At 71.7% G+C, this 21,907-nt stretch carries 22 protein-coding genes, 1 pseudogene and 2 riboswitches; of the genes and pseudogenes, 11 read left to right on the forward strand and 12 right to left on the reverse strand.

The features are described 5' to 3' along the window. Window positions 1-55 precede the first annotated feature (55 nt). The 4 genes from FHS34_RS28670 to FHS34_RS28685 form a co-directional block, all read right to left on the reverse strand. A complete protein-coding gene (locus tag FHS34_RS28670; RefSeq protein ID WP_184970620.1) occupies window positions 56-1,054 on the reverse strand; it encodes an ABC transporter permease in 999 nt (332 codons plus the stop codon). A gap of 377 nt (window positions 1,055-1,431) precedes the next feature. Further along, window positions 1,432-2,217, reverse strand: coding sequence for an enhanced serine sensitivity protein SseB C-terminal domain-containing protein (locus FHS34_RS28675; RefSeq protein WP_221509609.1), 786 nt, complete (start codon window positions 2,215-2,217; stop codon window positions 1,432-1,434). Between the two features lie 190 nt (window positions 2,218-2,407). Further along, window positions 2,408-3,199: an enhanced serine sensitivity protein SseB gene (locus FHS34_RS28680; protein ID WP_184970624.1), complete on the reverse strand. Its 792-nt coding sequence runs from the start codon at window positions 3,197-3,199 to the stop codon at window positions 2,408-2,410. A gap of 66 nt (window positions 3,200-3,265) precedes the next feature. Further along, window positions 3,266-3,931: an AAA family ATPase gene (locus tag FHS34_RS28685; protein ID WP_184970626.1), complete on the reverse strand. Its 666-nt coding sequence runs from the start codon at window positions 3,929-3,931 to the stop codon at window positions 3,266-3,268. A gap of 179 nt (window positions 3,932-4,110) precedes the next feature. Further along, a riboswitch (glycine riboswitch) is annotated at window positions 4,111-4,212 on the forward strand. Then, window positions 4,213-4,324, forward strand: a riboswitch (glycine riboswitch). It begins immediately after the preceding riboswitch. 43 nt (window positions 4,325-4,367) lie between these two features. Between FHS34_RS28685 and gcvT the strand changes: the two genes are divergently transcribed. The 8 genes from gcvT (at window position 4,368) to FHS34_RS28725 (ending at window position 12,199) form a co-directional block, all read left to right on the forward strand. Further along, window positions 4,368-5,486 (forward strand): glycine cleavage system aminomethyltransferase GcvT, encoded by a 1,119-nt coding sequence (gene gcvT, locus FHS34_RS28690; RefSeq protein ID WP_184970628.1) that lies wholly within the window; start codon window positions 4,368-4,370, stop codon window positions 5,484-5,486. Between the two features lie 169 nt (window positions 5,487-5,655). Further along, a complete protein-coding gene (gene gcvH, locus FHS34_RS28695; protein ID WP_184970630.1) occupies window positions 5,656-6,033 on the forward strand; it encodes a glycine cleavage system protein GcvH in 378 nt (125 codons plus the stop codon). Between the two features lie 14 nt (window positions 6,034-6,047). After that, on the forward strand, window positions 6,048-7,325 hold the full coding sequence (gene glyA / locus FHS34_RS28700; protein WP_221509555.1) for a serine hydroxymethyltransferase: 1,278 nt from the start codon (window positions 6,048-6,050) through the stop codon (window positions 7,323-7,325). A 103-nt stretch (window positions 7,326-7,428) separates the two neighbouring features. Then, a complete protein-coding gene (locus FHS34_RS28705) occupies window positions 7,429-8,796 on the forward strand; it encodes an L-serine ammonia-lyase (RefSeq protein WP_184970632.1) in 1,368 nt (455 codons plus the stop codon). A 70-nt stretch (window positions 8,797-8,866) separates the two neighbouring features. Next, a complete protein-coding gene (locus FHS34_RS28710; protein ID WP_184970634.1) occupies window positions 8,867-9,274 on the forward strand; it encodes a hypothetical protein in 408 nt (135 codons plus the stop codon). Further along, window positions 9,261-10,463 (forward strand): WD40 repeat domain-containing protein, encoded by a 1,203-nt coding sequence (locus FHS34_RS28715; protein WP_184970636.1) that lies wholly within the window; start codon window positions 9,261-9,263, stop codon window positions 10,461-10,463. The genes FHS34_RS28710 and FHS34_RS28715 overlap by 14 nt, the downstream gene beginning before the upstream one ends. A 53-nt stretch (window positions 10,464-10,516) precedes the next feature. Then, on the forward strand, window positions 10,517-11,548 hold the full coding sequence (locus FHS34_RS28720; RefSeq protein WP_225817635.1) for a phosphatidylinositol-specific phospholipase C domain-containing protein: 1,032 nt from the start codon (window positions 10,517-10,519) through the stop codon (window positions 11,546-11,548). A gap of 93 nt (window positions 11,549-11,641) precedes the next feature. After that, entirely contained in the window at window positions 11,642-12,199 is a 558-nt protein-coding gene (locus FHS34_RS28725) for a glycoside hydrolase family 25 protein (RefSeq protein ID WP_184970638.1), read from the forward strand. Between the two features lie 15 nt (window positions 12,200-12,214). On the opposite strand, the gene FHS34_RS28730 is transcribed toward FHS34_RS28725, so the two are convergent. Next, window positions 12,215-12,874, reverse strand: a complete 660-nt coding sequence (locus tag FHS34_RS28730) for an NADPH-dependent F420 reductase (protein ID WP_184970640.1) — start codon at window positions 12,872-12,874, stop codon at window positions 12,215-12,217. 172 nt (window positions 12,875-13,046) lie between these two features. Between FHS34_RS28730 and FHS34_RS28735 the strand changes: the two are divergent. Together FHS34_RS28735 and FHS34_RS28740 are read left to right on the forward strand one after the other, a co-directional pair. After that, window positions 13,047-13,466, forward strand: a pseudogene (locus tag FHS34_RS28735) (hydroxymethylglutaryl-CoA lyase-like TIM-barrel protein); the annotation flags it as partial. Next, window positions 13,463-14,251 carry an ABC transporter ATP-binding protein gene (locus FHS34_RS28740; RefSeq protein WP_184970642.1) on the forward strand — a complete coding sequence of 263 codons (789 nt, stop codon included), beginning with the start codon at window positions 13,463-13,465 and terminating at the stop codon, window positions 14,249-14,251. The pseudogene FHS34_RS28735 and the gene FHS34_RS28740, both read left to right, overlap by 4 nt. A 58-nt stretch (window positions 14,252-14,309) precedes the next feature. Here FHS34_RS28740 and FHS34_RS28745 read toward each other — a convergent pair whose 3' ends face one another. Beyond that, window positions 14,310-14,522, reverse strand: a complete 213-nt coding sequence (locus FHS34_RS28745; protein WP_184970644.1) for an EF-hand domain-containing protein — start codon at window positions 14,520-14,522, stop codon at window positions 14,310-14,312. Window positions 14,523-14,737: 215 nt separating this feature from the next. Here FHS34_RS28745 and FHS34_RS28750 point away from each other — a divergent pair, with 215 nt between their 5' ends. Next, complete coding sequence (locus tag FHS34_RS28750) at window positions 14,738-15,376, forward strand: GNAT family N-acetyltransferase (RefSeq protein WP_184970646.1); 639 nt, start codon at window positions 14,738-14,740, stop codon at window positions 15,374-15,376. A 7-nt stretch (window positions 15,377-15,383) separates the two neighbouring features. Here FHS34_RS28750 and FHS34_RS28755 read toward each other — a convergent pair whose 3' ends face one another. The 6 genes from FHS34_RS28755 to FHS34_RS28780 all read right to left on the reverse strand — a co-directional run bounded on the left by FHS34_RS28755 (window position 15,384) and on the right by FHS34_RS28780 (window position 21,769). Continuing rightward, window positions 15,384-16,571: a YncE family protein gene (locus FHS34_RS28755; protein ID WP_184970648.1), complete on the reverse strand. Its 1,188-nt coding sequence runs from the start codon at window positions 16,569-16,571 to the stop codon at window positions 15,384-15,386. Continuing rightward, window positions 16,571-17,374 (reverse strand): polysaccharide deacetylase family protein, encoded by an 804-nt coding sequence (locus FHS34_RS28760; RefSeq protein ID WP_184970650.1) that lies wholly within the window; start codon window positions 17,372-17,374, stop codon window positions 16,571-16,573. Before FHS34_RS28760 ends, FHS34_RS28755 begins: the two co-directional genes overlap by 1 nt. Before the next feature lie 131 nt (window positions 17,375-17,505). Further along, window positions 17,506-18,009 carry an ATP-binding protein gene (locus tag FHS34_RS28765; RefSeq protein WP_184970651.1) on the reverse strand — a complete coding sequence of 168 codons (504 nt, stop codon included), beginning with the start codon at window positions 18,007-18,009 and terminating at the stop codon, window positions 17,506-17,508. 300 nt (window positions 18,010-18,309) lie between these two features. Next, on the reverse strand, window positions 18,310-19,077 hold the full coding sequence (locus FHS34_RS28770) for an enoyl-CoA hydratase/isomerase family protein (RefSeq protein ID WP_184970653.1): 768 nt from the start codon (window positions 19,075-19,077) through the stop codon (window positions 18,310-18,312). A 79-nt stretch (window positions 19,078-19,156) separates the two neighbouring features. Beyond that, window positions 19,157-20,386 carry a L,D-transpeptidase gene (locus FHS34_RS28775; protein ID WP_184970655.1) on the reverse strand — a complete coding sequence of 410 codons (1,230 nt, stop codon included), beginning with the start codon at window positions 20,384-20,386 and terminating at the stop codon, window positions 19,157-19,159. A gap of 159 nt (window positions 20,387-20,545) precedes the next feature. Further along, window positions 20,546-21,769, reverse strand: coding sequence for a L,D-transpeptidase (locus tag FHS34_RS28780; RefSeq protein WP_184970657.1), 1,224 nt, complete (start codon window positions 21,767-21,769; stop codon window positions 20,546-20,548). Window positions 21,770-21,907: the final 138 nt, after the last annotated feature.

The raw sequence follows: 21,907 nt of genomic DNA on the forward strand, positions 1-21,907 counted from the left end.
GATGGGCGCTTTCCCCTCCATAGTCGGAAACTTTTCGGGCTCTCCGCGGCCGGCGTCAGCGGCTGCGCGGGTCGAGAGCATCGCGGAGACCGTCGCCGAGCAGGTTGAACGCCAGGACGGTCACGAAGATGGCGAGGCCGGGGACGATCATGTACTGGGGGTCGACCTGGTAGAAGGTGACCGCCTCACGGAGCATGCCGCCCCAGGACGCCTGCGGGGGCTGGATGCCGACGCCGAGGAAGCTGAGGGAGGCCTCGAAGAGGATGTTGGTCGGGATGAGCAGCGTCGAGTAGACGATGATCGGGCCGACCAGGTTCGGCATCAGTTCCCGGAACAGGATGTAGGGAGCCTTGGCGCCCATGCCCCGGGAGGCGTCCACGAACTCGCGCTCGCGCAGGGCGAGGGTCTGACCGCGCACGATCCGGCCCAGGTACGGCCAGTTGAAGAAGCCGATGACGAAGATCAGCACGCTCAGGTGGAGCGGCAGCCCCTCCAGGCCGAAGGCGCCGCCCTGAAGGGTGGCGGAGATGGAGATGGCGAACAGCAGGAGGGGGAAGGCGAGGAACGTGTCCATCAGCCGGCTGATGATCGAGTCGACCCGCCCGCCGTAGTAGCCGGCGACGACACCCATGATCGCGCCGATGACGTTGGACAGGATGGTGGCGCCGAAGGCGACCACCAGCGACACCCAGGAGCCCTCCAGGATGCGGGTGGCGATGTCCCGGCCGAACTTCGGGTCGACGCCGAGCGGGTGGTCCGCGCTCATGCCGCCCCAACTGCCCTTGGGCAGCGAGGTGTTGGCGTCGATCAGGTCCTGGTTGAAGGCGTTGGGGTCGAGGCCGAGCATGGCCTGGAGGGGACGCGAGAGGACAGCGAGGAGGATCAGCAGGATCACGATGACGCCGCCCGCGACGGCGGCCTTGTCCTTCTTGAACCGGGTCCAGGCGATCTGCCCCAGGGAACGACCCTCGATCTGCCCCTTACCGGCACCCTCCAGCACAGCCTCCGGCTGTGCCTCGGCTGCCGCCCCGGTGGTCTCGATCGGTGCGGTCACGGTGAGCGACCCCTCTCGCCGGTGGTGACCGGCCTGCGCCTGCCGCGGTTTGCGGCTTTGTCGACTTGCCATCGATCACGAGATCTCCACCTCGTGGTCTGAGTCGCGAGTCTTCAGCGTCGTTGCGATCACCCGCCAGATGTGGCGGCGAAAGTATGCGCAACCGTGATGCAGTCCGGGGGATTCCGTTATCCGAACAGTGGGTAACGGCTCTCGGACGCGGTCCAGTTGGGGCAGAACGGCAAATTTGCGCGGTTCGGGACGTTCGGTCGATGTCTACGCGCGCAGAAGCGCTTCGGTCACGTAAAACTTGCGATCCGGGCCAAGCGGGTGCCGTGCGGTCCAGTTGCGCACGGCCCCGCTCGGGGCCCGCCGGCTCAGTATCCGCCGCGCACCGGCGGATAGCCGTAGCCGCCGGCCGGGGCCTGCGGCGGGGCCGGGAGCTGGAGCTGGGGCTGCGGTGCGGGGGCGTGGGCCTCGCGGTCGTAGAAGGGGCGGGCGTTGACCCGCATCCACATCACCACCGGGTCGTAGTCGTCGCTCATCGCGACCGTCGACACCGGCAGGCCCTCCGGGACGGCGCCGACGGACTGCTGCATCATCGCGCGGACCGAGTCGACCGCGGCCGGCGAGGTGTCGTAGACGTCCAGGCCGAGGGCGAGGTACGGCGCGCCGAGCGCGGGTTGCACCCAGGCGCGGCGCAGCGAGCGGAGCGCGGGGGTGCGGTGCGCGTTCTGCGCGAGCAGGGCGTAGAACTGCGGGATCTCGATGCCGGGCTCCGAGAGGCGGAGGGGGCCGGCGGGCTGTCGCTCCAGGCCGGTGGCGATACGGCGCAGGTCCAGCCAGGGGATGCCGACACCGCCGCCCGCGGCGTGCGGGTTGAGCCAGAGGCCGTAGTGGTCCGGGTAGAGGGTGCGGGCGACGTCCAGGCCGTCGACCACTTCGTAGGAACGGTTCCAGCCGCTGGCCGACAGTTCCTGGGCGGAGGTCACGCAGGGGGCGTAGTGGACGCCGTCCACCTCCATGTTCCCGTACTGGGCGTCCGGGGAGCCGCCCTGGCCGTGCCACAGGAGCATCCAGATCTGGCCGGAGGAGGGGGTGGCGAGGGCGCGCAGCAGGGCCTCGTACGCGTCGTAGCGTCCGGGCGTGACCTGGCGCAGCATGTGCTCGACGCTGCCGCTGTGGCTCGCGCTCACCTGTCGTACCGGCCCTTCTTTTCAGTGCCCCGCGTTCGGAGACAGCTTAAGCGCCTGAGAGCTCGGGGCCCCGGGGGTCGTGCGCGCGTGCGGGTCGTGGTGGGATCCCGCGCGGTTCCCCGCGCCCCTTCGGGCCGGGCCGACTCCGGGCGGGAATCTAGTGACCGTACTGATGGAACGGCCGGACGTTCGTCTTCAGCCAGTCGGCGACCGGGTCCTGCGCCACGTCCAGCAGGATCAGGTTGACCGGCCACTTGACCGGGACTTTGCCGAGGGCCCTGCCCAGGGCCTCCAGCGGCCGGGCGCGGAGATCGCCCTCCCACTGGGAGAGTTCGACGCCGACGAACAGCACCGGGTCGGCCGTCTCGACGGCGGCCAGGCAGCGGCGGGCGGTGAGGACCACGCCGGTCTCGGCGAACTCGGCGGAGGCGGCGGAGAGGAAGTCGACCGGGTCGTCCTGCCAGTCGGGCTCGAAGAGGCGGACCCGGCCGCCGGTGCCGGGGCCGTCGAGCGGGGTGCGGCCCACCCGGCACAGCTCGGCCACGGCCTCGGGCGGCAGGGGTATGCCGACCACGCCGTCGGGGTTGACCGCGATGCCCACCTGCGGGGGCAGGCCGCGGGCGAACTCCCCCGCCGGGGCGATGGTGTACGACATGTGAGGGCCGGTGACCTGGCGCAGCTGTTCCTCGGAGCTGAACACCGGGACGTACGCCTGGCCGTCGATCTCCAGTGTCGGCAGGTCCAGCGGGACGCTGTCCGGGCCCCCTCCGTTGGGCAGCGGGATCCACAGGAAGCTGCGGCCGAGGACCTCGACGATCCGGCCGCCCGCGGCGGGGATGCCGAGGGAGGCCGAGAGCACCTCCTCCAGCTCGTTGCCGGGCCAACCGCCGTGCGGGTGGGGGTGCGCCTGTGCCGGGAAGTCCGTGGGAAAGTCCGCCGGGAAGTCCATCTGCCTACCGCCTGCTGGTAACCACTGCTGTGAGCAGAAAGGCTAGCGGGTGGCGGTGACAGCCCCTCACCGAGTGAAGCCGACGCGGCCCAGGACGTCCGCCGCATCCCGGTCGAGCAGCACCGCCGCCCCGCAGCCGGCGGGCAGCTCGCCCTCGCGCACCGCGCGCAGCAGCCGGGCGGTGGCACGGCGGTGGCGGCCGAAGGCGTAGCGGGAGACGCCGCGGCCGCGCTCGCGCTGGCCCTGCCGGGCCGTCTCGGGGGTGACGTCGAGGAGGAGCAGGTGCAGGGTGGCGCCGCGCCGCCGGGCCTCGCGGGCCAGCCAGGCCCGCACCCAGGGCTGGGCGCCGCAGTCGTGGACCACGACTCCCTCGCCGGTGCGCAGGGCGCGGCGCAGTCCGGCGTAGTGGTCGAGGCGGACCAGCGGGCGGTACAGGGCGTAGGGGAGCCAGCGGGGGGCGCGGGCGTCCCACCGGTCGCGGGTGTCCTGGGAGTCGACGCGGTGGCCGGTGACCGCGCGGTGCATCAGGGTGGACTTGCCGCTGCCGGGCAGGCCGGTGATCACGACCAGGTCGTGGCGGCCGAAGAGCAGGGCGTGCGGGCTGTGGCCGGCGCGGTCGCGCAGGTCGCGGACGACGGGGGCGGGGCGGTCCGCGCGCTCGCGGGCCGGGGCGGAGGGCTGCTTCGGTACCGCGATGCCCGCGTCGGTGGCGTAGGCCGATGTCCTGTTCACCGTGATCGTCCTCCCCAGTGGGTCCGGTCATCCCCATGCCCGTTCTATGTAAAGAGAAGGTAATGGGCAACGGTCGGCGCTTCGTGCGCGTACTGCCACAGGTCGGTCACAAAGAGCACGCTCTGGCTGGCCGGGGTCGGCCGTGCAATGATGTGCGCGCCAACTGCATACCGGCCGTTTGAATCCGCGCGGGAGAGTCCCCGGGTCCTCTGGACCCCCGGGGCGCCGAAGGAGCAAGTCCCTCCCTTGAATCTCTCAGGCCCCGTTACCGCGCGGGCGAGGCACATCTGAAAAGCGGGCCGCTGCGAAGTGGCTCCACCCAAGGTGCAAACCGTGATCGTCCCCGTGGCGGTCGTGGCGAACCTCTCAGGTTCCGATGACAGATGGGGAGGAACGTTCCTCGCCCCATCCCTGTGCCTTGGGAGACGACCGACCGATGAGCAGTACCGAACTCCGTCACACCGCGCTGGACGCGCTGCATCGCTCGCTGGGCGCGACGATGACCGACTTCGCCGGCTGGGACATGCCCCTGCGCTACGGCTCCGAACGCGACGAGCACATCGCCGTGCGCACGAAGGCGGGTCTCTTCGACCTGTCCCACATGGGTGAGATCACCGTCACCGGCGCCGGGGCCGCCGCCCTGCTGAACTTCGCCCTGGTCGGCAACATCGCCTCCGTCGGCGTCGGCCGCGCCCGCTACACCATGATCTGCCGGGCCGACGGCGGCATCCTGGACGACCTGATCGTCTACCGGCTGGCCGAGACCGAGTACATGGTCGTGGCCAACGCCTCCAACGCCCAGGTGGTGCTGGACGCGCTGACCGAGCGTGCCGCCGGCTTCGACGCCGAGGTCCGTGACGACCGGGACGCCTACGCGCTGATCGCCGTGCAGGGCCCGGAGTCCCCCGGCATCCTGAAGTCGCTCACCGACGCCGACCTGGACGGCCTGAAGTACTACGCCGGTCTGCCCGGCACGGTGGCCGGCGTCCCGGCGCTGATCGCCCGCACCGGCTACACCGGTGAGGACGGCTTCGAGCTGTTCGTGAAGCCCGAGCACGCGGTCGAGCTGTGGCAGGCGCTGACCAAGGCCGGCGAGGGCGTCGGCCTGGTGCCCTGCGGGCTGTCCTGCCGCGACACCCTCCGCCTGGAGGCGGGCATGCCGCTGTACGGGCACGAGCTGACCACCTCTCTGACGCCCTTCGACGCCGGGCTCGGGCGCGTGGTGAAGTTCGAGAAGGAGGGCGACTTCGTCGGGCGCGAGACGCTCGCGCAGGCCGCCGAGCGGGCCGCTTCCGAGCCCCCGCGGGTCCTGGTCGGCCTGGTCGCCGAGGGCCGCCGGGTGCCGCGTGCCGGGTACCCCGTCGTCTCCGGCGGCGAGGTGATCGGCGAGGTCACCTCCGGTGCCCCCTCCCCCACCCTGGGCAAGCCGATTGCCATGGCCTACGTCGACGCGGCGCACGCCGCGCCGGGCACCGAGGGCGTCGGCGTGGACATCCGGGGCACCCACGAGCCGTACCAGGTCGTGGCGCTGCCGTTCTACAAGCGCCAGAAGTAACGACCGGGCGCGCCACACGGCGTCAGAAGCAACGACCGAGCGCGGTCGCGTGTCTGCGGGGCCCCGGCCCCGTGGCCGGCGCGTGACCCTGCGCACACCCGCCGCTCACCAGCGGTTCCCGCAGTCCCCCCGTCATCAGCACTCCCGCGCGTACAGGAGAATTCAGGCCATGAGCAACCCCCAGCAGCTGCGCTACAGCAAGGAGCACGAGTGGCTGTCGGCCGCCGAGGACGGCGTCTCGACGGTCGGCATCACGGAGCACGCGGCCAACGCGCTCGGCGACGTGGTGTTCGTCCAGCTCCCCGAGGCCGGTTCCACGGTGTCCGCGGGCGAGACCTGCGGCGAGCTGGAGTCGACGAAGTCGGTCTCCGACCTGTACTCGCCGGTCACCGGTGAGATCACCGAGGTCAACGAGGATGTCGTCAACGACCCGTCGCTGGTGAACTCCGCCCCCTTCGAGGGCGGCTGGCTGTTCAAGGTACGCGTCTCGGAGGAGCCGGCCGAGCTGCTCTCCGCCGACGAGTACACCGCCTTCACCACCGGCTGAGGAGTCGTAGCCCCATGACTGTCCTGAACACGTCTCTGCACGAGCTGGACCCGGAGATCGCCGCCGCGGTCGACGCCGAGCTGGACCGCCAGCAGTCGACCCTGGAGATGATCGCCTCCGAGAACTTCGCGCCGCTCGCGGTCATGGAGGCGCAGGGCTCGGTCCTCACCAACAAGTACGCCGAGGGCTACCCGGGCCGCCGCTACTACGGCGGCTGCGAGCACGTCGACGTCGCCGAGCAGATCGCCATCGACCGGATCAAGGAGCTGTTCGGCGCCGAGTACGCCAACGTGCAGCCCCACTCCGGCGCCTCCGCGAACCAGGCGGCCCTGTTCGCGCTGGCCCAGCCCGGGGACACGATCCTCGGCCTGGACCTCGCGCACGGCGGTCACCTGACCCACGGCATGCGCCTGAACTTCTCCGGCAAGCAGTTCGACGTGGTCGCGTACCACGTGGACGAGGCCGGTCTCGTGGACATGGCCGAGGTCGAGCGGCTCGCCAAGGAGCACCGCCCGAAGGTGATCATCGCGGGCTGGTCCGCGTACCCGCGTCAGCTGGACTTCGCGGAGTTCCGCCGGATCGCCGACGAGGTCGAGGCGTACCTGTGGGTGGACATGGCCCACTTCGCCGGTCTGGTCGCCGCCGGACTGCACCCGAACCCGGTCGAGCACGCGCACGTGGTGACCTCCACCACGCACAAGACGCTCGGCGGCCCGCGCGGCGGCATCATCCTGGCGAAGAAGGAGTTCGCGAAGAAGCTGAACTCCTCCGTATTCCCGGGCTTCCAGGGCGGTCCCCTGGAGCACGTGATCGCGGCCAAGGCGGTCTCCTTCAAGGTCGCCGCCTCGGAGGAGTTCAAGGAGCGCCAGCGTCGTACGGTGGAGGGTGCCCGTGTCCTCGCCGAGCGTCTGACGGCGCCCGACGCCCGCGAGGCCGGCGTGAACGTGCTGTCCGGCGGCACGGACGTGCACCTGATCCTGGTGGATCTGCGTGAGTCCGAGCTGGACGGGCAGCAGGCCGAGGACCGGCTCCACGAGGTCGGCATCACGGTCAACCGCAACGCCGTCCCGAACGACCCGCGGCCGCCGATGGTCACCTCGGGTCTGCGCATCGGTACGCCGGCCCTGGCGACCCGCGGCTTCACGGCCGAGGACTTCGCCGAGGTCGCGGACGTGATCGCGGAGACGCTGAAGGCGCCCTCCCCCTTCGGGGCGGCCGAGGCGGAGGCCCTGAAGGCGCGCGTGCAGGCGCTCGCCGGAAAGCACCCGCTGTACCCGGGCCTGAACAAGTAAGTCACCTTTCGCGGGGCACCGCGCACACTGGGAGTACCGGCGTGCGCGGTGCCCACGCCCCTGTACCACCCTTTGCACCACCCCCCGTATTGAGGAGTCATCCGTGGCCATCTCGGTCTTCGACCTGTTCTCGATCGGCATCGGCCCGTCCAGCTCCCACACCGTCGGCCCGATGCGCGCGGCGCGCATGTTCGTCCGCCGGCTGCGCAACGAGGATCTGCTCGGCTCCGTCGCCTCCGTGCGCTGCGAGCTGTACGGCTCGCTGGGCGCGACCGGCCACGGACACGGCACCCCGAAGGCCGTGCTGCTCGGCCTGGAGGGCGCCTCGCCCCGCACGGTGGACGTGGAGACGGCCGACGAGCGGGTGGAGGGGATCAGGCAGGCGGGCCGTATCTCGCTGCTCGGCGAGCACGAGATCCCGTTCTCCTTCGACGACGACCTGGTCCTGCACCGCCGCAAGGCGCTGCCGTACCACGCGAACGGCATGACCGTGTGGGCGTTCGACGCCACGGGTGCCGAGGTGCTGTCCAAGACGTACTACTCGGTCGGCGGCGGCTTCGTGGTGGACGAGGACGCGGTGGGCGCGGACCGCATCGTGCTCGACGACACGGTCCTGAAGTATCCGTTCCGCACCGGTGACGAGCTGCTCCGTCTGACCAAGGAGACGGGCCTGTCGATCTCGTCCCTGATGCTGGAGAACGAGCGGGCCTGGCGCACCGAGGAGGAGATCCGGGCGGGCCTGCTGGAGATCTGGCGGGTCATGCAGGCCTGTGTCTCCCGCGGCATGTCCCGCGAGGGCATACTGCCCGGCGGCCTGAAGGTCCGCCGCCGCGCCGCCACCACGGCCCGCAAGCTGCGCTCCGAGGGCGACCCGGCCGCGCACGCGATGGAGTGGATCACTCTGTACGCGATGGCCGTGAACGAGGAGAACGCTGCGGGCGGCCGCGTGGTCACCGCGCCGACGAACGGCGCCGCCGGCATCATCCCCGCGGTCCTGCACTACTACATGAACTTCGTGCCGGGCGCCGACGAGGACGGCGTGGTCCGCTTCCTCCTCGCCGCGGGCGCGATCGGCATGCTCTTCAAGGAGAACGCCTCCATCTCCGGCGCCGAGGTCGGCTGCCAGGGCGAGGTCGGCTCCGCCTGCTCCATGGCCGCGGGTGCCCTCGCGGAGGTGCTCGGCGGCTCCCCGGAGCAGGTGGAGAACGCGGCCGAGATCGGCATGGAGCACAACCTGGGCCTGACCTGCGACCCGGTCGGCGGCCTGGTCCAGATCCCGTGCATCGAGCGCAACGGCATGGCCGCGGTGAAGGCGGTCACGGCAGCGAAGATGGCGATGCGCGGCGACGGCTCGCACAAGGTGTCCCTGGACAAGGTCATCAAGACCATGAAGGACACCGGCGCGGACATGAGCGTGAAGTACAAGGAGACGGCGCGGGGCGGGCTCGCGGTGAACATCATCGAGTGCTGAGGCAGGCCGGCCGCCGACGCCGTCGTCACGGAAAGCTGACTTTCCGTCACCGATCGCTACCATCGGTGTTGTGATCGACCTGTATCCCGCGCTGTGGGGTCTGCTCGGCAGCAGTGTCGCCGAAGCACTCAACCTCTCCGCGCTGATGCGTCCGTCGGGGCCGCGCAGCCGCTGGCGCTGGCCCTGGCGCAACCGTGCCGACCGGCCGGTGATGCTGGTGGCCATCGGGCTGCGGCTGTTCGCCGGTTTCGGCCTCACCGCGGCGCTCGGGAACTCGGCCCAGCTGCCGAACGCCACCGCCGCGTTCGCCGTCGGTGTGACGACCCCGCTGGTCGTGGCCAAGTTCTTCCAGTCGATCCCGCTCACCGGCCCGGGCGCCGGACAACCCCCCGAGCCCCCGCTGCCCACCGCGCGGCAGGCGGGCGAGGAGACCGAGGAGGCGCTGTCACGGCCGAGGGGGTCCAATGCTGCGAGCTGACAGCCCGCTCGGCAGGCTGGTGCTGGCGCTGGCCGCGTACCCCCCGCAGGAGCCGGCGGTTCCGCCCGGCCGGCCGGGCGCCCGGCTGGTGGCGGCGCTGGGGGCGCGACCGGTGCCGGTGGCGGCGATCCCGGTGCGGATGCCGCCGGCGCCCCGCACCTCGGCGTACCGGCCGTCGGCGCACCGCCCATCGGCGCACCTGTCGCTGGCCCGGGGGCGCTGGCTCTCCGGTCTGCTCACCACCTGGCTCATCGTCCTGACCTGCCTGACCGCCGCCGCCGTGCAGGAGGTGCTGCCGACGCCCTGGGAACAGGTGGAGCCGCAGCGGGCCGGCGGACTGCCTCCTGAACAGTGGCGGCTCGTCGACGGTGGACGGCTCGGGCCCGCGGGACGGGCCGACGCACTGACCTTCACACCGGACGGCCGGTCGCTGGTGACGGTCAGCCGTTCCTCGGCCCGGACCTGGGAGGTGTGGGACCCCGAAGATCCGGAACACATCGCCCTGCCGCACGGCATGCGGCATGTGACGGCCGTCGGGACCAGTCCCGACGGCCGCACTCTCGTGGCGGCCGGGGCGGAGGGGGTGCGCGGACTGTCCCTCGACTCGGGAACGACCCGCTGGTCCGCCGGAGGCGTCGCCGGCGAGGTGAAGGCCCTGGCGGTCACCGGCCGGGAGGTACTGCTGGCGGACGCCGCCCGGGACGGTACGACCGGGATCACCGCGCTGGGGGCGGGGACGCGGGAGGCCCGGCGCCTGAGCAGGCTCGGCCTCACCGCCCGGTCCGCGCGGTTCTCCCCCGACGGCCGCACCCTCGCCGTCGCCGAGGCAGGCGGACCGGTCCGCCTGTGGGACGTGTCGGATCCCCGGCACCCCAGGGCCGGGGGGCCGCTCCCGGCGTCCTCCGGTCACGAGACGACCGCACTCGCCTTCAGCCCGGACGCCCGCATGCTGGCCACCGTGGACTCCGGGCGCACCGTGCGGCTGTGGGACCTCACGGAGCGCGCGCACCCGCGTTCCCTGGGGCGCCCGTTGGGTGACGGCACCGAACGGGTCGCCGAGCTCGCCTTCAGCCCCGACGGCCGGCTGGTGGCCACGGTGGGCGCCGACGGGACGGCGACCCTGTGGTGGCGCTCGCCGGGCACGGAGGCCCACGCGCCTGATGTTCCCTCAGGGGCTACCGCACAGTAATCACTTCCTTCTACGCTGCGGTCAAATTCGCGACGTGGAGAGGGAGTTCGGGCATGCGGGTGAAGAGAAGGCCGGCGGCGCTCATGGGCGCCGCCGCTCTGCTGGCGGTCATGCCGGGCAACGCCCACGCGGCGTCGCCGAAGTTCTCCGAGACGACCGCCATCGGCACGCACAACGCCTACGACAAGGCCAAGTACACGTACTTCGCCCAGGCGCTGGACTCGGGAGCCTCGCTGCTGGAACTGGACGTCTACGTCGACAGCCTCACCCACCGCTGGCGGGTCAGCCACAGCAACCCGCTGGGCAACGACAACAACTGCGAGGCGGCGAAGACCGCCGGTGAGCTGTACAGCAAGAGCCGCAACCAGGACCTCGGCGGCTGCCTGGACGACATGGCCACCTGGAGCCGGCTCCACCCCGACCACGCGCCGATCGTCGTCAAGGTCGAGATGAAGGTCGGCTTCAACGACAGGGCGGGTCTCGGACCGGACGAGTTCGACACGCTCGTCGCACAGAAACTGGGCGGCAGCGTCTACAAGCCGGCCGACCTGCTCGGCGGGACGTACCCCACGCTGGACGCGGCGGCGAAGGCCAACGCCTGGGCCGCCCGGGACTCCCTCAAGGGCAAGTTCGTCTTCGACCTGATCCCGGGCACGGTGGAGCAGGCAAACCCCTTCGACCACTACTGGACGGACGAGGAGTACGGCGACCATCTGCGCGACCTGTCCGCGGCCGGCGGCATCTCCGCGGCCCAGGCCTTCCCGGTCGTCCTGGGCGCCGAGAACGGCGACCCGCGCACCGGCAGGTACGACGCCTCGATCCGCCCCTGGTTCGTGTTCTTCGACGGTGACGCGGCGACCTACGTGGACAAGGGGTACGACACCTCGTTCTACTCCGCCAACCACTACGTCCTGATCATGACGGGCGCCCACAGCGTGTCCCCGGCGATCTCCTCGACCGACCCCACGGACGCCGAAGCCGCCGCGCGGCTCGCCCTGTTGGCCCAGAAACACGCGAGCCTCATCACCTCCGACTGGTCGGCGAAGCCGGCGTCGGTGCTGAGCTCGGTGGTGCCCCGGGGCTGACGTTTTCCGCGCGGACGGGCGGATCGCTCACGCCGGGGCGGGGCATATATCAGTCAACTCCTGTCATCCCCACTGGCACTTTGGGAGTACCCCATGCTCCACGGCATCGACGTGAGCGCCTACCAGTCCTCCTCCTACGACACGGACGGCCTCTCCTTCGCCTTCGTCAAGGCGACGGAGGGGCATTCGTACGTCAACCCCCGCCTGACCGCGCAGACGAAGACCGCCCGTGACGCCGGACTGGTCGTCGGCTTCTACCATTTCCTGTGGCCCGGCAACCTCACCGCCCAGGCCGACTACTTCCTCCGCCACGCCCCTGACCGCCCGGGCGACGTCCTCGCCGTCGACTGGGAGACCACCGGCGACGGGACGCACGCGAGCAACGCGGAGAAGGACCGCTTCATCCGCAGGCTGAAGGAGTCACGACCGGACAACCGGGTCGTGCTGTACGCGAACCGCCACTACTGGCTGACCGTCGACACGACCTCCTACGCGGGGGACGGCCTGTGGATCGCCGACTACGTCACCGCCGGCAAGCCCCGCATCGAGGCGAAGTGGCTGTTCCACCAGTACACCAGTGAACCCCACGACAAGAACGTGGCGCGCTTCGCGAGCAAGGCCGCCCTGAGGAAGTGGGCCGCCGGCGCGTAGTGCCGTCGGGCCGGGTCAGGCCCGGAAGTCCGCCGGGCGTTCCGGGGACGCCTCCGAGAGGGCCTTGCGCACCGCCGCCGCGTCCCCGCGCAGGCCGTAGACCGGCGTGCCGGGCTGCTGGTGCCAGGAGTCGGCGACGGTGCCGGCGTCGACCGTGTCGAAGCCCAGTGCGTCGATCAGGTCGCGGACGGTCCGCTTGGCCGCCTCGTCGTCGCCGGCGACCGGCAGGGCCATGCGGTCCGGGTCGCCGGCGGGGCGGTGGCGGTCCAGGATGTCCTGGGCGTAGGTGCCGTTGAACGCCTTGATCACCGGGTGGCCGAGGTGCCGCTCGGTCCACCGGCTCTCGGTGAGGCCCTCGTCCTCGATGGCCGCGATCCGGCCGTCGCGCTGCGGGTAGTAGTTGCCGGTGTCGATCACCGCGGCGCCCTCGGCCGCGCCGTCCAGCAGGCCGGCGGGCAGCCCCGGTACCGCCTTCAGCGGGACGGTGACGACCACGACCTCGGCGCCGTTCGCGGCCTCCGCCGCCGGGACCGGAGTCGCGCCGGTCTCCTCGGCCAGTTCCCGGAGCGTCTCGGGGCCGCGGGAGTTGGCGACGGAGACGTCGTGGCCGAGGGCGGTGAGCCGCCGGGTGAGGTTGCCGCCGATGTTCCCCGCGCCGATGATGCCGATCTTCATGTCCGACCCTCCGCGTATTTCATGCATGCGCATGCTTCTGTCGTCCGGACAACCTCGCGGGAACGCGGGCTATTCCGTTCGCCGGCCGCGGCCCCGCGGGCTCAGCGTGTTCCGCGGGGCAGGGCCAGGGTGGCCTCGAAGCCCGTGTCGTCACCGGCGGCGGCCCTGCGGCGGCACGGGGGTCGCCTGTGCCGGACTCGCCGTGCCGGCCGGTGCCCAGCGGGTGGAGGGCTGCCTCTTCGGCAACGGCGAGCGCACCGGTAACGTCGACCTGGTGACCCTCGCCCTGAACCTCTACACCCAAGGGGTCGATCCGTCGGCCGACTTCAGCGACCTCGACGCCGTGCGGGAGACGGTGGAGCACTGCAACCAGCTGCCCGTGCACCCGCGGCACCCGTACGCCGGCGAACTGGTCCACACCGCGTTCTCCGGGACCCACCAGGACGCGATCGGCAAGGGGCCGGCCCACCACGCCCGGCGGGCGGCGAAGGAGGGGGTGCCCGAGCGGCAGGCGCCGGCCCGGGGCGCGGGCACGGGCCCGTCGGCCGCCGTGCACGCGGTGCCGTCCGCGGTGAACCGGGGGCTGCGATGACGGAGGTGCTGCGCGCCGAGGACGTCCATGTCGTCCGGGACGGCCGGCCCCTGCTGCGGGAGGTGTCCCTGAGCGTCCGGGCCGGCGAGCACTGGGCGCTGCTCGGCGCCAACGGCGCGGGCAAGTCCACGTTGCTCCGGCTGCTCGGCGCGCTGGTGCATCCGTCCCGGGGCACGGTGGAGGTGCTCGGACGCCGGCTGGGCCGGGTGGACCTGCGCGAGCTGCGCACACAGGTGGGGCACGTCGACCCGCGCCACCCGCTCACCTCACCGCTGCGGGTGCGGGACGTGGTGCTCACCGGGGCGACGAACTCGATCGAGCCGGTGCCGCGGTGGCGGCCGACCCCGGAGCAGGCGGAGCGGGCCGAGGCGCTGCTGGTGACGCTGGGGCTGGAAGCGTTCCGGGACGCCCGGTGGCCGACGCTCTCCCAGGGGGAGCGGGGCCGGACGCTGATCGCCCGGGCGCTGATGCCCGAGCCGCGGCTGCTGCTCCTGGACGAGCCGGCGACCGGTCTGGATCTGCCGGGCCGGGAGCAGCTGATCGAGGCCCTCCAGCAGCTGCGGACGGACCGTCCCGCACTGGCGACGGTGCTGGTCACCCACCATCTGGAGGAGCTGCCGGCGGGCACCACGCATGCCGTGCTGCTGCGCGAGGGGCGGGTGCTGGCCTCGGGGCCGGTCGGGTCGGTGCTCACCGGCGACCAGGTCGGCAAGTGCTTCGACCTGCCGCTGGCGCTGGAGCGGCACGACGGCCGCTGGAGTGTGCGCATCCGGCGCGCCGGATGACGGCACGACGGCGGGGGCGCCCGGTCCGCGCGGGACGGGCGTCCCCGCCGTCATCGGGTCACTTGTTCAGGTAGGCCCAGAACTCGTCGAACGACAGCACCTTGTCGCCGTTGAGGTCGCGGGACTTGATGATGGCCTCCGCGACCGTCTCGGTGACGTTCCAGTCACCTTCCTGCGCCAGGGCGGACTTGAACTCCACTGCGGTGATGAATCCGTCACCGTCCGCGTCGATCCGCTGGAACTGCTTGCGTGCTTCCTCGATGTCCGCCACCGATCCGCCCCTTTTGTTCGTGTTTCCGATGCCGTGCCGGCGTACTGTCGCTGGTCAGATTAACGGCCCCCGCGAGCACGGAGTGCCGCGGCCACCCGGGCGCGGCCCTCGGCGCGCGGCGGGGCGGGCCGCCGGTCCACGACGGCGGGTGCCGTACGCCGGTCAGGTCTGGGAGTCTGGGCCTTCCAGTGGGCGCAGACTCGGGGAGCGGGCCCTTGACGACCTTGCGGGACATTCTCGACGCGGCGGCGGCCGGGGTCTTCCCGCCGGCGGACGGCGGTACGACGGTCGTGCCGCAGCCCTCGCCGCGGGACGCCGGGGTGGTGTCCTTCACCGCGCACTCGGTGGTCTTCGTCGACGAGGACCCGGAGTGGGTCCGCGGGACGCTGCGCGGCACGGACTGCGACGCCCTGGCCGCGACACTGAACCCGCGCTTCCTGACCGCCCTGCTGGACCGGACCGGACGCCGGACCGAGACCGTCGACGCACTGCTGGTGGGCGATCCGCTGCCGGGCGAACCGCCGCTCGCGCTGCGGGAGATCGAGGACGCGGGTCATCCCCGGATCGCCTACGCCCGCCGGCGGCGGGACGAGGTGCGCGCCTGGACCACCGACGGCGGGGTGCTGGTCATGGGCCGCGGGATCGCGGGACGGCTGGAGGTGTCGGTCGAGGTGGACGAGGACGCCCGCCACCGGGGGCTGGGGCGGCTGCTGGCGACCGCCGCCCGGCGGCTCGCCGCGGAGCCGCTGTGGGCGCAGATCGCCCCGGGGAACGCCCGCAGCCTCCGGGCGTTCCAGGCGGCCGGGTACCGTCCGGTGGGCGCGGAGGCCCTGCTGCTCGCGCCGGCCGGGTGACGGCGTCTCAGCGGAAGATGCCGGTGTGGCCGAGCGAGTAGCGGCCGGGCTGGGGATAGACGGCCAGGCCGTGCGGGCCGCTGCCGACCCTGATCCGGGCCAGCTGGGCGCCGGTGCGGGTGTCGATGGCGTACACCTCGGAGTTGTAGCGGCCCGACAGCCACAGGACCTTGCCGTCGGCGGAGACGCCGCCCATGTCGGGGCTGCCGCCGCCGGGCAGACGCCACTTCTTGGTGAGCTTGTTCCGGGTGAAGTCGAAGACGGAGACGGTGCCCTCGCCCCGGTTGGAGACGTACATCTCGCGGGAGTCGCGGCTGATGTAGAGGCCGTGGGCGCCCTTGCCGGTGGCGAGGAACCGGGGCCGGGTGAACTTGTCGCCGTCGAGGATCCACATCCCGTCGGCCATCATGTCGGCGATGTAGAACAGCCTGCCGTCCGGGGAGATCTTGACGTCCTGCGGCATGGCCCCGTGCAGCGGCAGCTTCTCCTGGCGGACGACCTTCATCCGCGCGGTGTCGACCTTGAGGATCTCGCCGCTGAACTCGCAGGAGACGATGAAGTAGCGGCCGTCGATCGAGAAGTCGGCGTGGTTGACGCCGTAGCAGCTGACCGGGACGGCCTTGACGACCTTCATGGTGTGCGCGTCACGGAAGACCAGCTGGCGGTCCATGGAGGCCATGACGACGGCGTACTTGCCGTCGGGCGTGAAGTACAGGTTGTACGGGTCGTGCACCTCGACCGGCGCGCCGGCCCTGCCGGTGCGCGGGTCGATCGGGGTGAGGCTGTTGCCGAGGTCGTTGTTGACCCAGAGGGTCTTCAGGTCCCAGGACGGTACGACGTGCTGGGGCTGGCGGCCGACCCGGACGGTCTCCAGGACCCGGTAGGCCGCGGGGTCGATGACGGTGACCGTGTCGGAGTTGGTGTTGGGGACGTACACCCGGGAGGGGAAGTCCTCGACCACGGGCGAGAGCCGGTTCGGCCGGTCGGCGGAGTACAGGTCGGCCGGGTCGTCGACCGGTGGCATCCCGGGCAGCACGTTCACCCGCGGTTCCCTCACCCGCGGCTGGACCGGTGCCTTGCTGGCGGGGGCCTCGTTCTCGTGGCCGTCCGGCCCGCCGCCGCACGCGGAGAGCAGCGTCAGGGCGGTGACGGCGGCACCGGCGGCCAGCAGGCGGGCGGCTTTCGTGGTTCGCATCAGCTCAGCAGCTCCGTGGTGGTGACCGCGCGCAGTCCGCGCCGGCCGAGTTCGGTGAGGACGTCGGGGAGGGCGGCGACCGTGTCCGGGTGTCCGAAGTGCAGGCTCACCACCGATCCGTTGCGCACCTCGGCGAGGATCTTGCGGGTGACGGCGGCGGCGCCGGGGCCGGTGTAGTCGAGCGAGTCGACGTCGTAGGACAGCACGTGCGGGTAGCCGGCGGCGTGGGCCAGCCGGGTGACGAGCGGGGAGGCGGCCGGGGCGCGGGAGGGGCGGAACCAGGTGCCGATGGAACCGGTGAGCCGTTCGAGCCGCTCGGCGCAGTCGGTGATCTCCCTGCGGGCGTCGGGCTCGGGCAGGGTGTTGACGCCGATGTGCCGTTGGGTGTGGTTGCCGAGGTCGTGGCCGCCGTCGAGGATGCGGCGGGCGAGGCCGGGGTGCTCGTCCAGCCAGGTGCCGACGGCGAGCACGGTGAGCCGGGCGCCGTACCGCTCGGCCGTGGCGAGCAGGGTGCGGGCGAGGGCGGGGTCGCCCTGGCCGTGGAAGGTGAGGGCCACCCGGGGGCGGGTGCGCGGGCCGTGGGCGATCTGGGCGGGCTGCCCGGGGTAGGCGCGTGGGGCGGGGGCCACGGAGCGGGACCCGGCGCGGGAGGCGGAGGGGGAGGCGGAGGCGGACGGGGAGTCCGGGGCGGGCGGTGGGGCCGCCCGGCCGGTGCCGCACCCGGCGGCGAGCCCACCGCCGGCGACGAGCCCGGCGCCGGCTCGGAGCACATCACGGCGAGGGGTGGAGGTCACCCGCACCATTTAAGGCGGAGTCGGCATGAAAACCGCTGATTAGCCCGGTGTGTAACGACTTCGGGTCGTGCGGAAGCGTCCCGGAGGGGGGCGGGACCGCACGGTGTGCCGTGGCCGCCGCGTGATCCGGACGCGCGGTCCTAGCGGTCGGCGACCCGCATCTCGAACCAGGTGGTCTTGCCGCGCGGGAGCAGGTCCACGCCCCACCGGTCGGAGAGCTTGTCCACGAGGAACAGTCCGCGGCCGCTGACGTCCATCTCCTGCACCGGCATCAGACAGGGCAGCCCGCGTGAGGGATCGCGGACCTCGACCCGGATCCAGCCGGGGCGGCGGCGCATCCGCAGACCGAAGACGCGGGCCCCGGTGTGCCGGACGGCGTTGCCGACGAGTTCGGAGACGAGTAAGACGGCGTCCTCGGTCATCTTGGGGGTGAGGTGCCAGGTGCGCAGGACGACGACCTGGGCGAGCCGGCGGGCCGTGGCGGCGGATTCCGGGCGGGACGGCAGCGGGACCTCCGCCTCCGTCGGGTTGCCGAACAGTTCGAGCGCCTTGAGCGCCTGTTCGTCCTCGACCGCGGGCGACCAGCGCGCCGCGGCTGCACGGCTGTGTCCCCGCGGCTGTTCGATGCCCTCCAGCCCCGCCATGCCCCCCATGATGGCCGTCCGGAGCCGCCTTGGGGGCCGTTCCGGAGGAATACGCCCCCCGCACGCCCCCAAGACGCGCCCGTCGCCCGGCATATGCCGAGGGCATGTCGATGTCCGGCGCAGGCCGACTGACCTGCGGCGACGGCCCACTTCCGGGCAAGCGCCGGGTCCCCTCGACACCACAGATTTAAGGTTGCCTTAAGGCTCCCATAAACCGCCCCATCGAGGGACCCGAAGAAGACGACACGTCAAGTGCAGGCGCTCACACGGGAGTCCGCGAGACGTGCACACCGTTGACGATCAGAGGAACTTGGCCTTGCCCGGCCCCTCCTCCACGAAGCTGCGCATGCCCCGCTCGCGGTCCTCGGTGGCGAACAGGCCCGCGAACCAGTTCCGTTCGACGGCGAGACCGGTGTCGATGTCGGCCTCCAGGCCCGTGTCGACGGACTCCTTCGCCGCGCGCAGCGCGATCGCCGGGCCCTGGGCGAGCCTCGCGGCCCAGGCGTGCGCCTGCTCGTACACCTCGGCGGCCGGTACGACGCGGTCCACCAGGCCGATCGCCAGGGCCTCGTCGGCCTTGACCTGCCGGCCCGTGAAGATCAGGTCCTTGGCCTTGGAGGGGCCGACCAGCCGGGGCAGCCGCTGGGTTCCGCCGGCGCCCGGGATCAGCCCGAGCAGGATCTCGGGCTGGCCGAGCTTGGCGTTGTCGGCGGCGATGCGGTAGTCGGCGCACAGGGCCAGCTCGCAGCCTCCGCCGAGCGCGTAACCGGTGACGGCGGCGACGACCGGCTTGGGGATGCGGGCCACGGCGGTGAAGGCGTCCTGCAGGGCGCGGGAGCGCTGGACCATCGCGGCGTGGTCCATCTCCTGCATCTCTTTGATGTCCGCGCCCGCCGCGAACACCCGCTCGCCGCCGTAGATCACCACGGCGCGCACGTCGTCGCGGCGCGTGGCTTCCTCGGCCAGCTCCTTGAGCCGGTCCTGGGTGGCGATGTCCAGCGCGTTCATCGGCGGCCGGTCCAGCCGCAGGGTGCCGACGCCTTCGGCGACTTCCAGAGTGACGGTCATGGGGGCCAGGTTAACGGCCACTAACGACAATGGGCCCGGTGCCGTTCCTCACAGCACCGGGCCCGCACGTCGGTGGGGCTCACTTCTTCCAGTCGGCCCAGGACATGTTCCAGCCGTTGAGGCCGTTGTCCGGGGAGACCGTGCGGTCGTCGGAGTTCTTCACGACCACCACGTCACCGACCATCGAGTGGTTGAAGAACCAGGCCGCCGGGACCCCGCTGTCGTAGCCGCCGCGCACGTCGCGCAGGCCCACACAGCCGTGGCTGGCGTTGGAGTTGCCGAAGACGTCGCCACCCCAGTAGTTGCCGTGGATGAAGGTGCCGGAGGTGGTGAGGCGGATGGCGTGCGGCACGTCCTTGATGTCGTACTCGCCGCCGTAGCCGACGGTCTCGCCGTTCATCCGGGTGACGGTGAGCTTCTCGCTCATGACCATCTGGCCGTTCCAGGTGTCGTAGCCGGGCTTGCCGGTGGTGACCGGGACGGTCTTGACGACCTTTCCGTCCTGGGTGACCTTCATCGTGTGCTTCTTGGCGTCCACGACGGAGACCTGGTTGCGGCCTATGGTGAACTTCAGGGTCTTGCGCTGCTCGCCGTAGACGCCGTCGCGGCCCTCGACGCCGTCCAGGTCGAGGTCGACGGTGACCTTGGTGCCGGCCTTCCAGTACTTCTCGGGCCGGAAGTCCAGGCGGTCGTTGCCGAACCAGTGGCCCTCGACGTCGACGGCCGGCTCGGTCTTGATGCGGATGGCCTTCTCCACCGCGTCCGGGCTGGTGATGCCCCGCGTGAAGTGTATGGAGAACGGCATGCCGACGCCGACGGTGGAGCCGTCCTCGGGGGTGAAGGAACCCACGAAGGTGTTCTTCGGCGTGAGCGTGGTGAAGGCGGCGTCCTCGGCGGCCTCGCGGCCCTCGGAGTCCTTCGCGACCGCGTGCACGGAGTACTTGGTGGCGGCGGCCAGATGGGTCGACGGCGTCCAGGACGCACCGCCCCCGGTGATGGCCCCCTCGACCTTCGCACCCTTCTCGTCCTTGACCGTGACCTCGGTCAGCTTGCCCTGGGCGACGCTGACCTTGAGCGCGCCGCTGGTGTCGACACCGGTGGCACCGGACTTGGGCGTGATGCTGACGGCGGCCGTGGACTGCCCGCCCTGTGCGCCGCCCTTGCCCTTGCCCTTGCCCGAGCCGGAGCCGGAGCCCGAGTCCCCGCCTCCGCCGCACGCGGCGAGCGACAGCACCAGGGCGCCGGCTATGACCGCCAGTCCCCTACGGCCTCGCCGCCCTCTCGCCGACGCCCCCGTTACAGGCCGCATGTTCAAGTTGTTCTCCCCTCGACAGGCCCAGGTCAGGCCCGCTCCCCACCTCTTTGCGCGCATATTAACTGCCAGGATTTGTGCGCGGTGTCAGACGAATGTCACCGTTCCGTCGCAACTTCCGCCTGGCACCCGTGTTCCGCGCTCCCCCCTCCCCGGCTACTTCACCGCGCCGCCCGCCTTCCATGCGTCCCAGGGCATGTTCCAGCCGCCGAGTCCGTTGTCGGGCGCGACCGTCTTGTCCTTGCTGTGCACCACCTCGATGACGTCACCGACGAGGCTGCGGTCGAAGAACCAGCCCGCCGGGGTGTCCGAGCCGCCGCCCTTGACGTCCCTGAGGCCCACACAGCCGTGGCTGACGTTGGCCACCCCGGGGGCCTCCGGCGCCCAGTAGTTGCCGTGCAGGAAGGTGCCGGAGTCGGTGAGCTTCATGGCGTGCGGCACGTCGGGGATGTCGTACTCGCCGCCGAAGCCGACGGTCTGGCTGTTCATGCGGGTGACCTCCAGCATGTCCATCACCACCATCTTCCCGTTGTAGCTCGGGTGTTTGGGGGCGCCGGCCGTGATGGGGACGGTGGCGAGGAGCTGTCCGTCACGCGTCACGTCCATCGTGTGCTTGGCCGCGTCGACCACGGAGACCTGGCTGCGGCCGACGGTGAAGGAGAAGGACTTGTCCTGCAGGCCGTAGACACCCCGCGCGCCCTCGACGTCCCGCAGGTCCAGGTCGACGGTGACCTCGGTGCCGGGCTTCCAGTAGTGCTCCGGGCGGAAGTCCAGGCGGTTCTTGCCGAACCAGTGCGGGCGGATCTCGACGGGCGGCCGGGCGGTGACGCGGACGGCCCGTTCGACGGCGGCCCGGTTCCCGATGTCCCGGCTGAAGGCGAGCGAGACGATCATCCCGGTACCGACGGTGGAGCGGTTCTCGGGCGTGACGTAGCCGATGAAGCGCTCATCGGGGACGTAGGTGGTGAAGGTGGTGTGCCGGGCCGAGCGGCGGCCCCGGGAGTCCAGCGCCACCACGTCGGCGGTGTACTTGGCGGCGAGCGCCAGCCGGTCCTGGTCGGGCAGCCAGGTCAGCCCGTCCTCGCTGATGTGTCCCGGGACGGGTGAGTCCTGTGCGTCCTGCGACCTGACGACCGTCACCTTCTCCAGCCGCCCGCCGGGCACCCGGATGCGCAGCCGGTCACCCGGATGCACGCCCTTGGCTCCGTCGTCCGGAGTAACCCTGATGACGTCCTCGGGAGCCGGTGGCTTGCCCATCGCCCCGCCCATGCCCAGTGGTCCCGGGCCGTCCGCGGAGCAGCCCGTGAGCAGCCCCGCCCATGTCAGTACGGCCGCCAGCGCGGCCCCCGCGCGCCGTGCGCGTCCTTGTACGTGCGTCACGCGGGGCTCAACGACCGGGCCCGCTCCGGGGAAACGTGAGTGCGAGCCACGCACTGGGCAGAACACAGGGAAGGACGACACGTTGGGGAGCCTCCCCACAAGGGAGGCACCCCCAGCTCGCGCGGGAGCCGTCGGGGC

The organism is Streptomyces echinatus (genome assembly GCF_014203595.1).
In the GTDB taxonomy this organism is placed as follows: Bacteria; Actinomycetota; Actinomycetes; order Streptomycetales; family Streptomycetaceae; genus Streptomyces; species Streptomyces echinatus.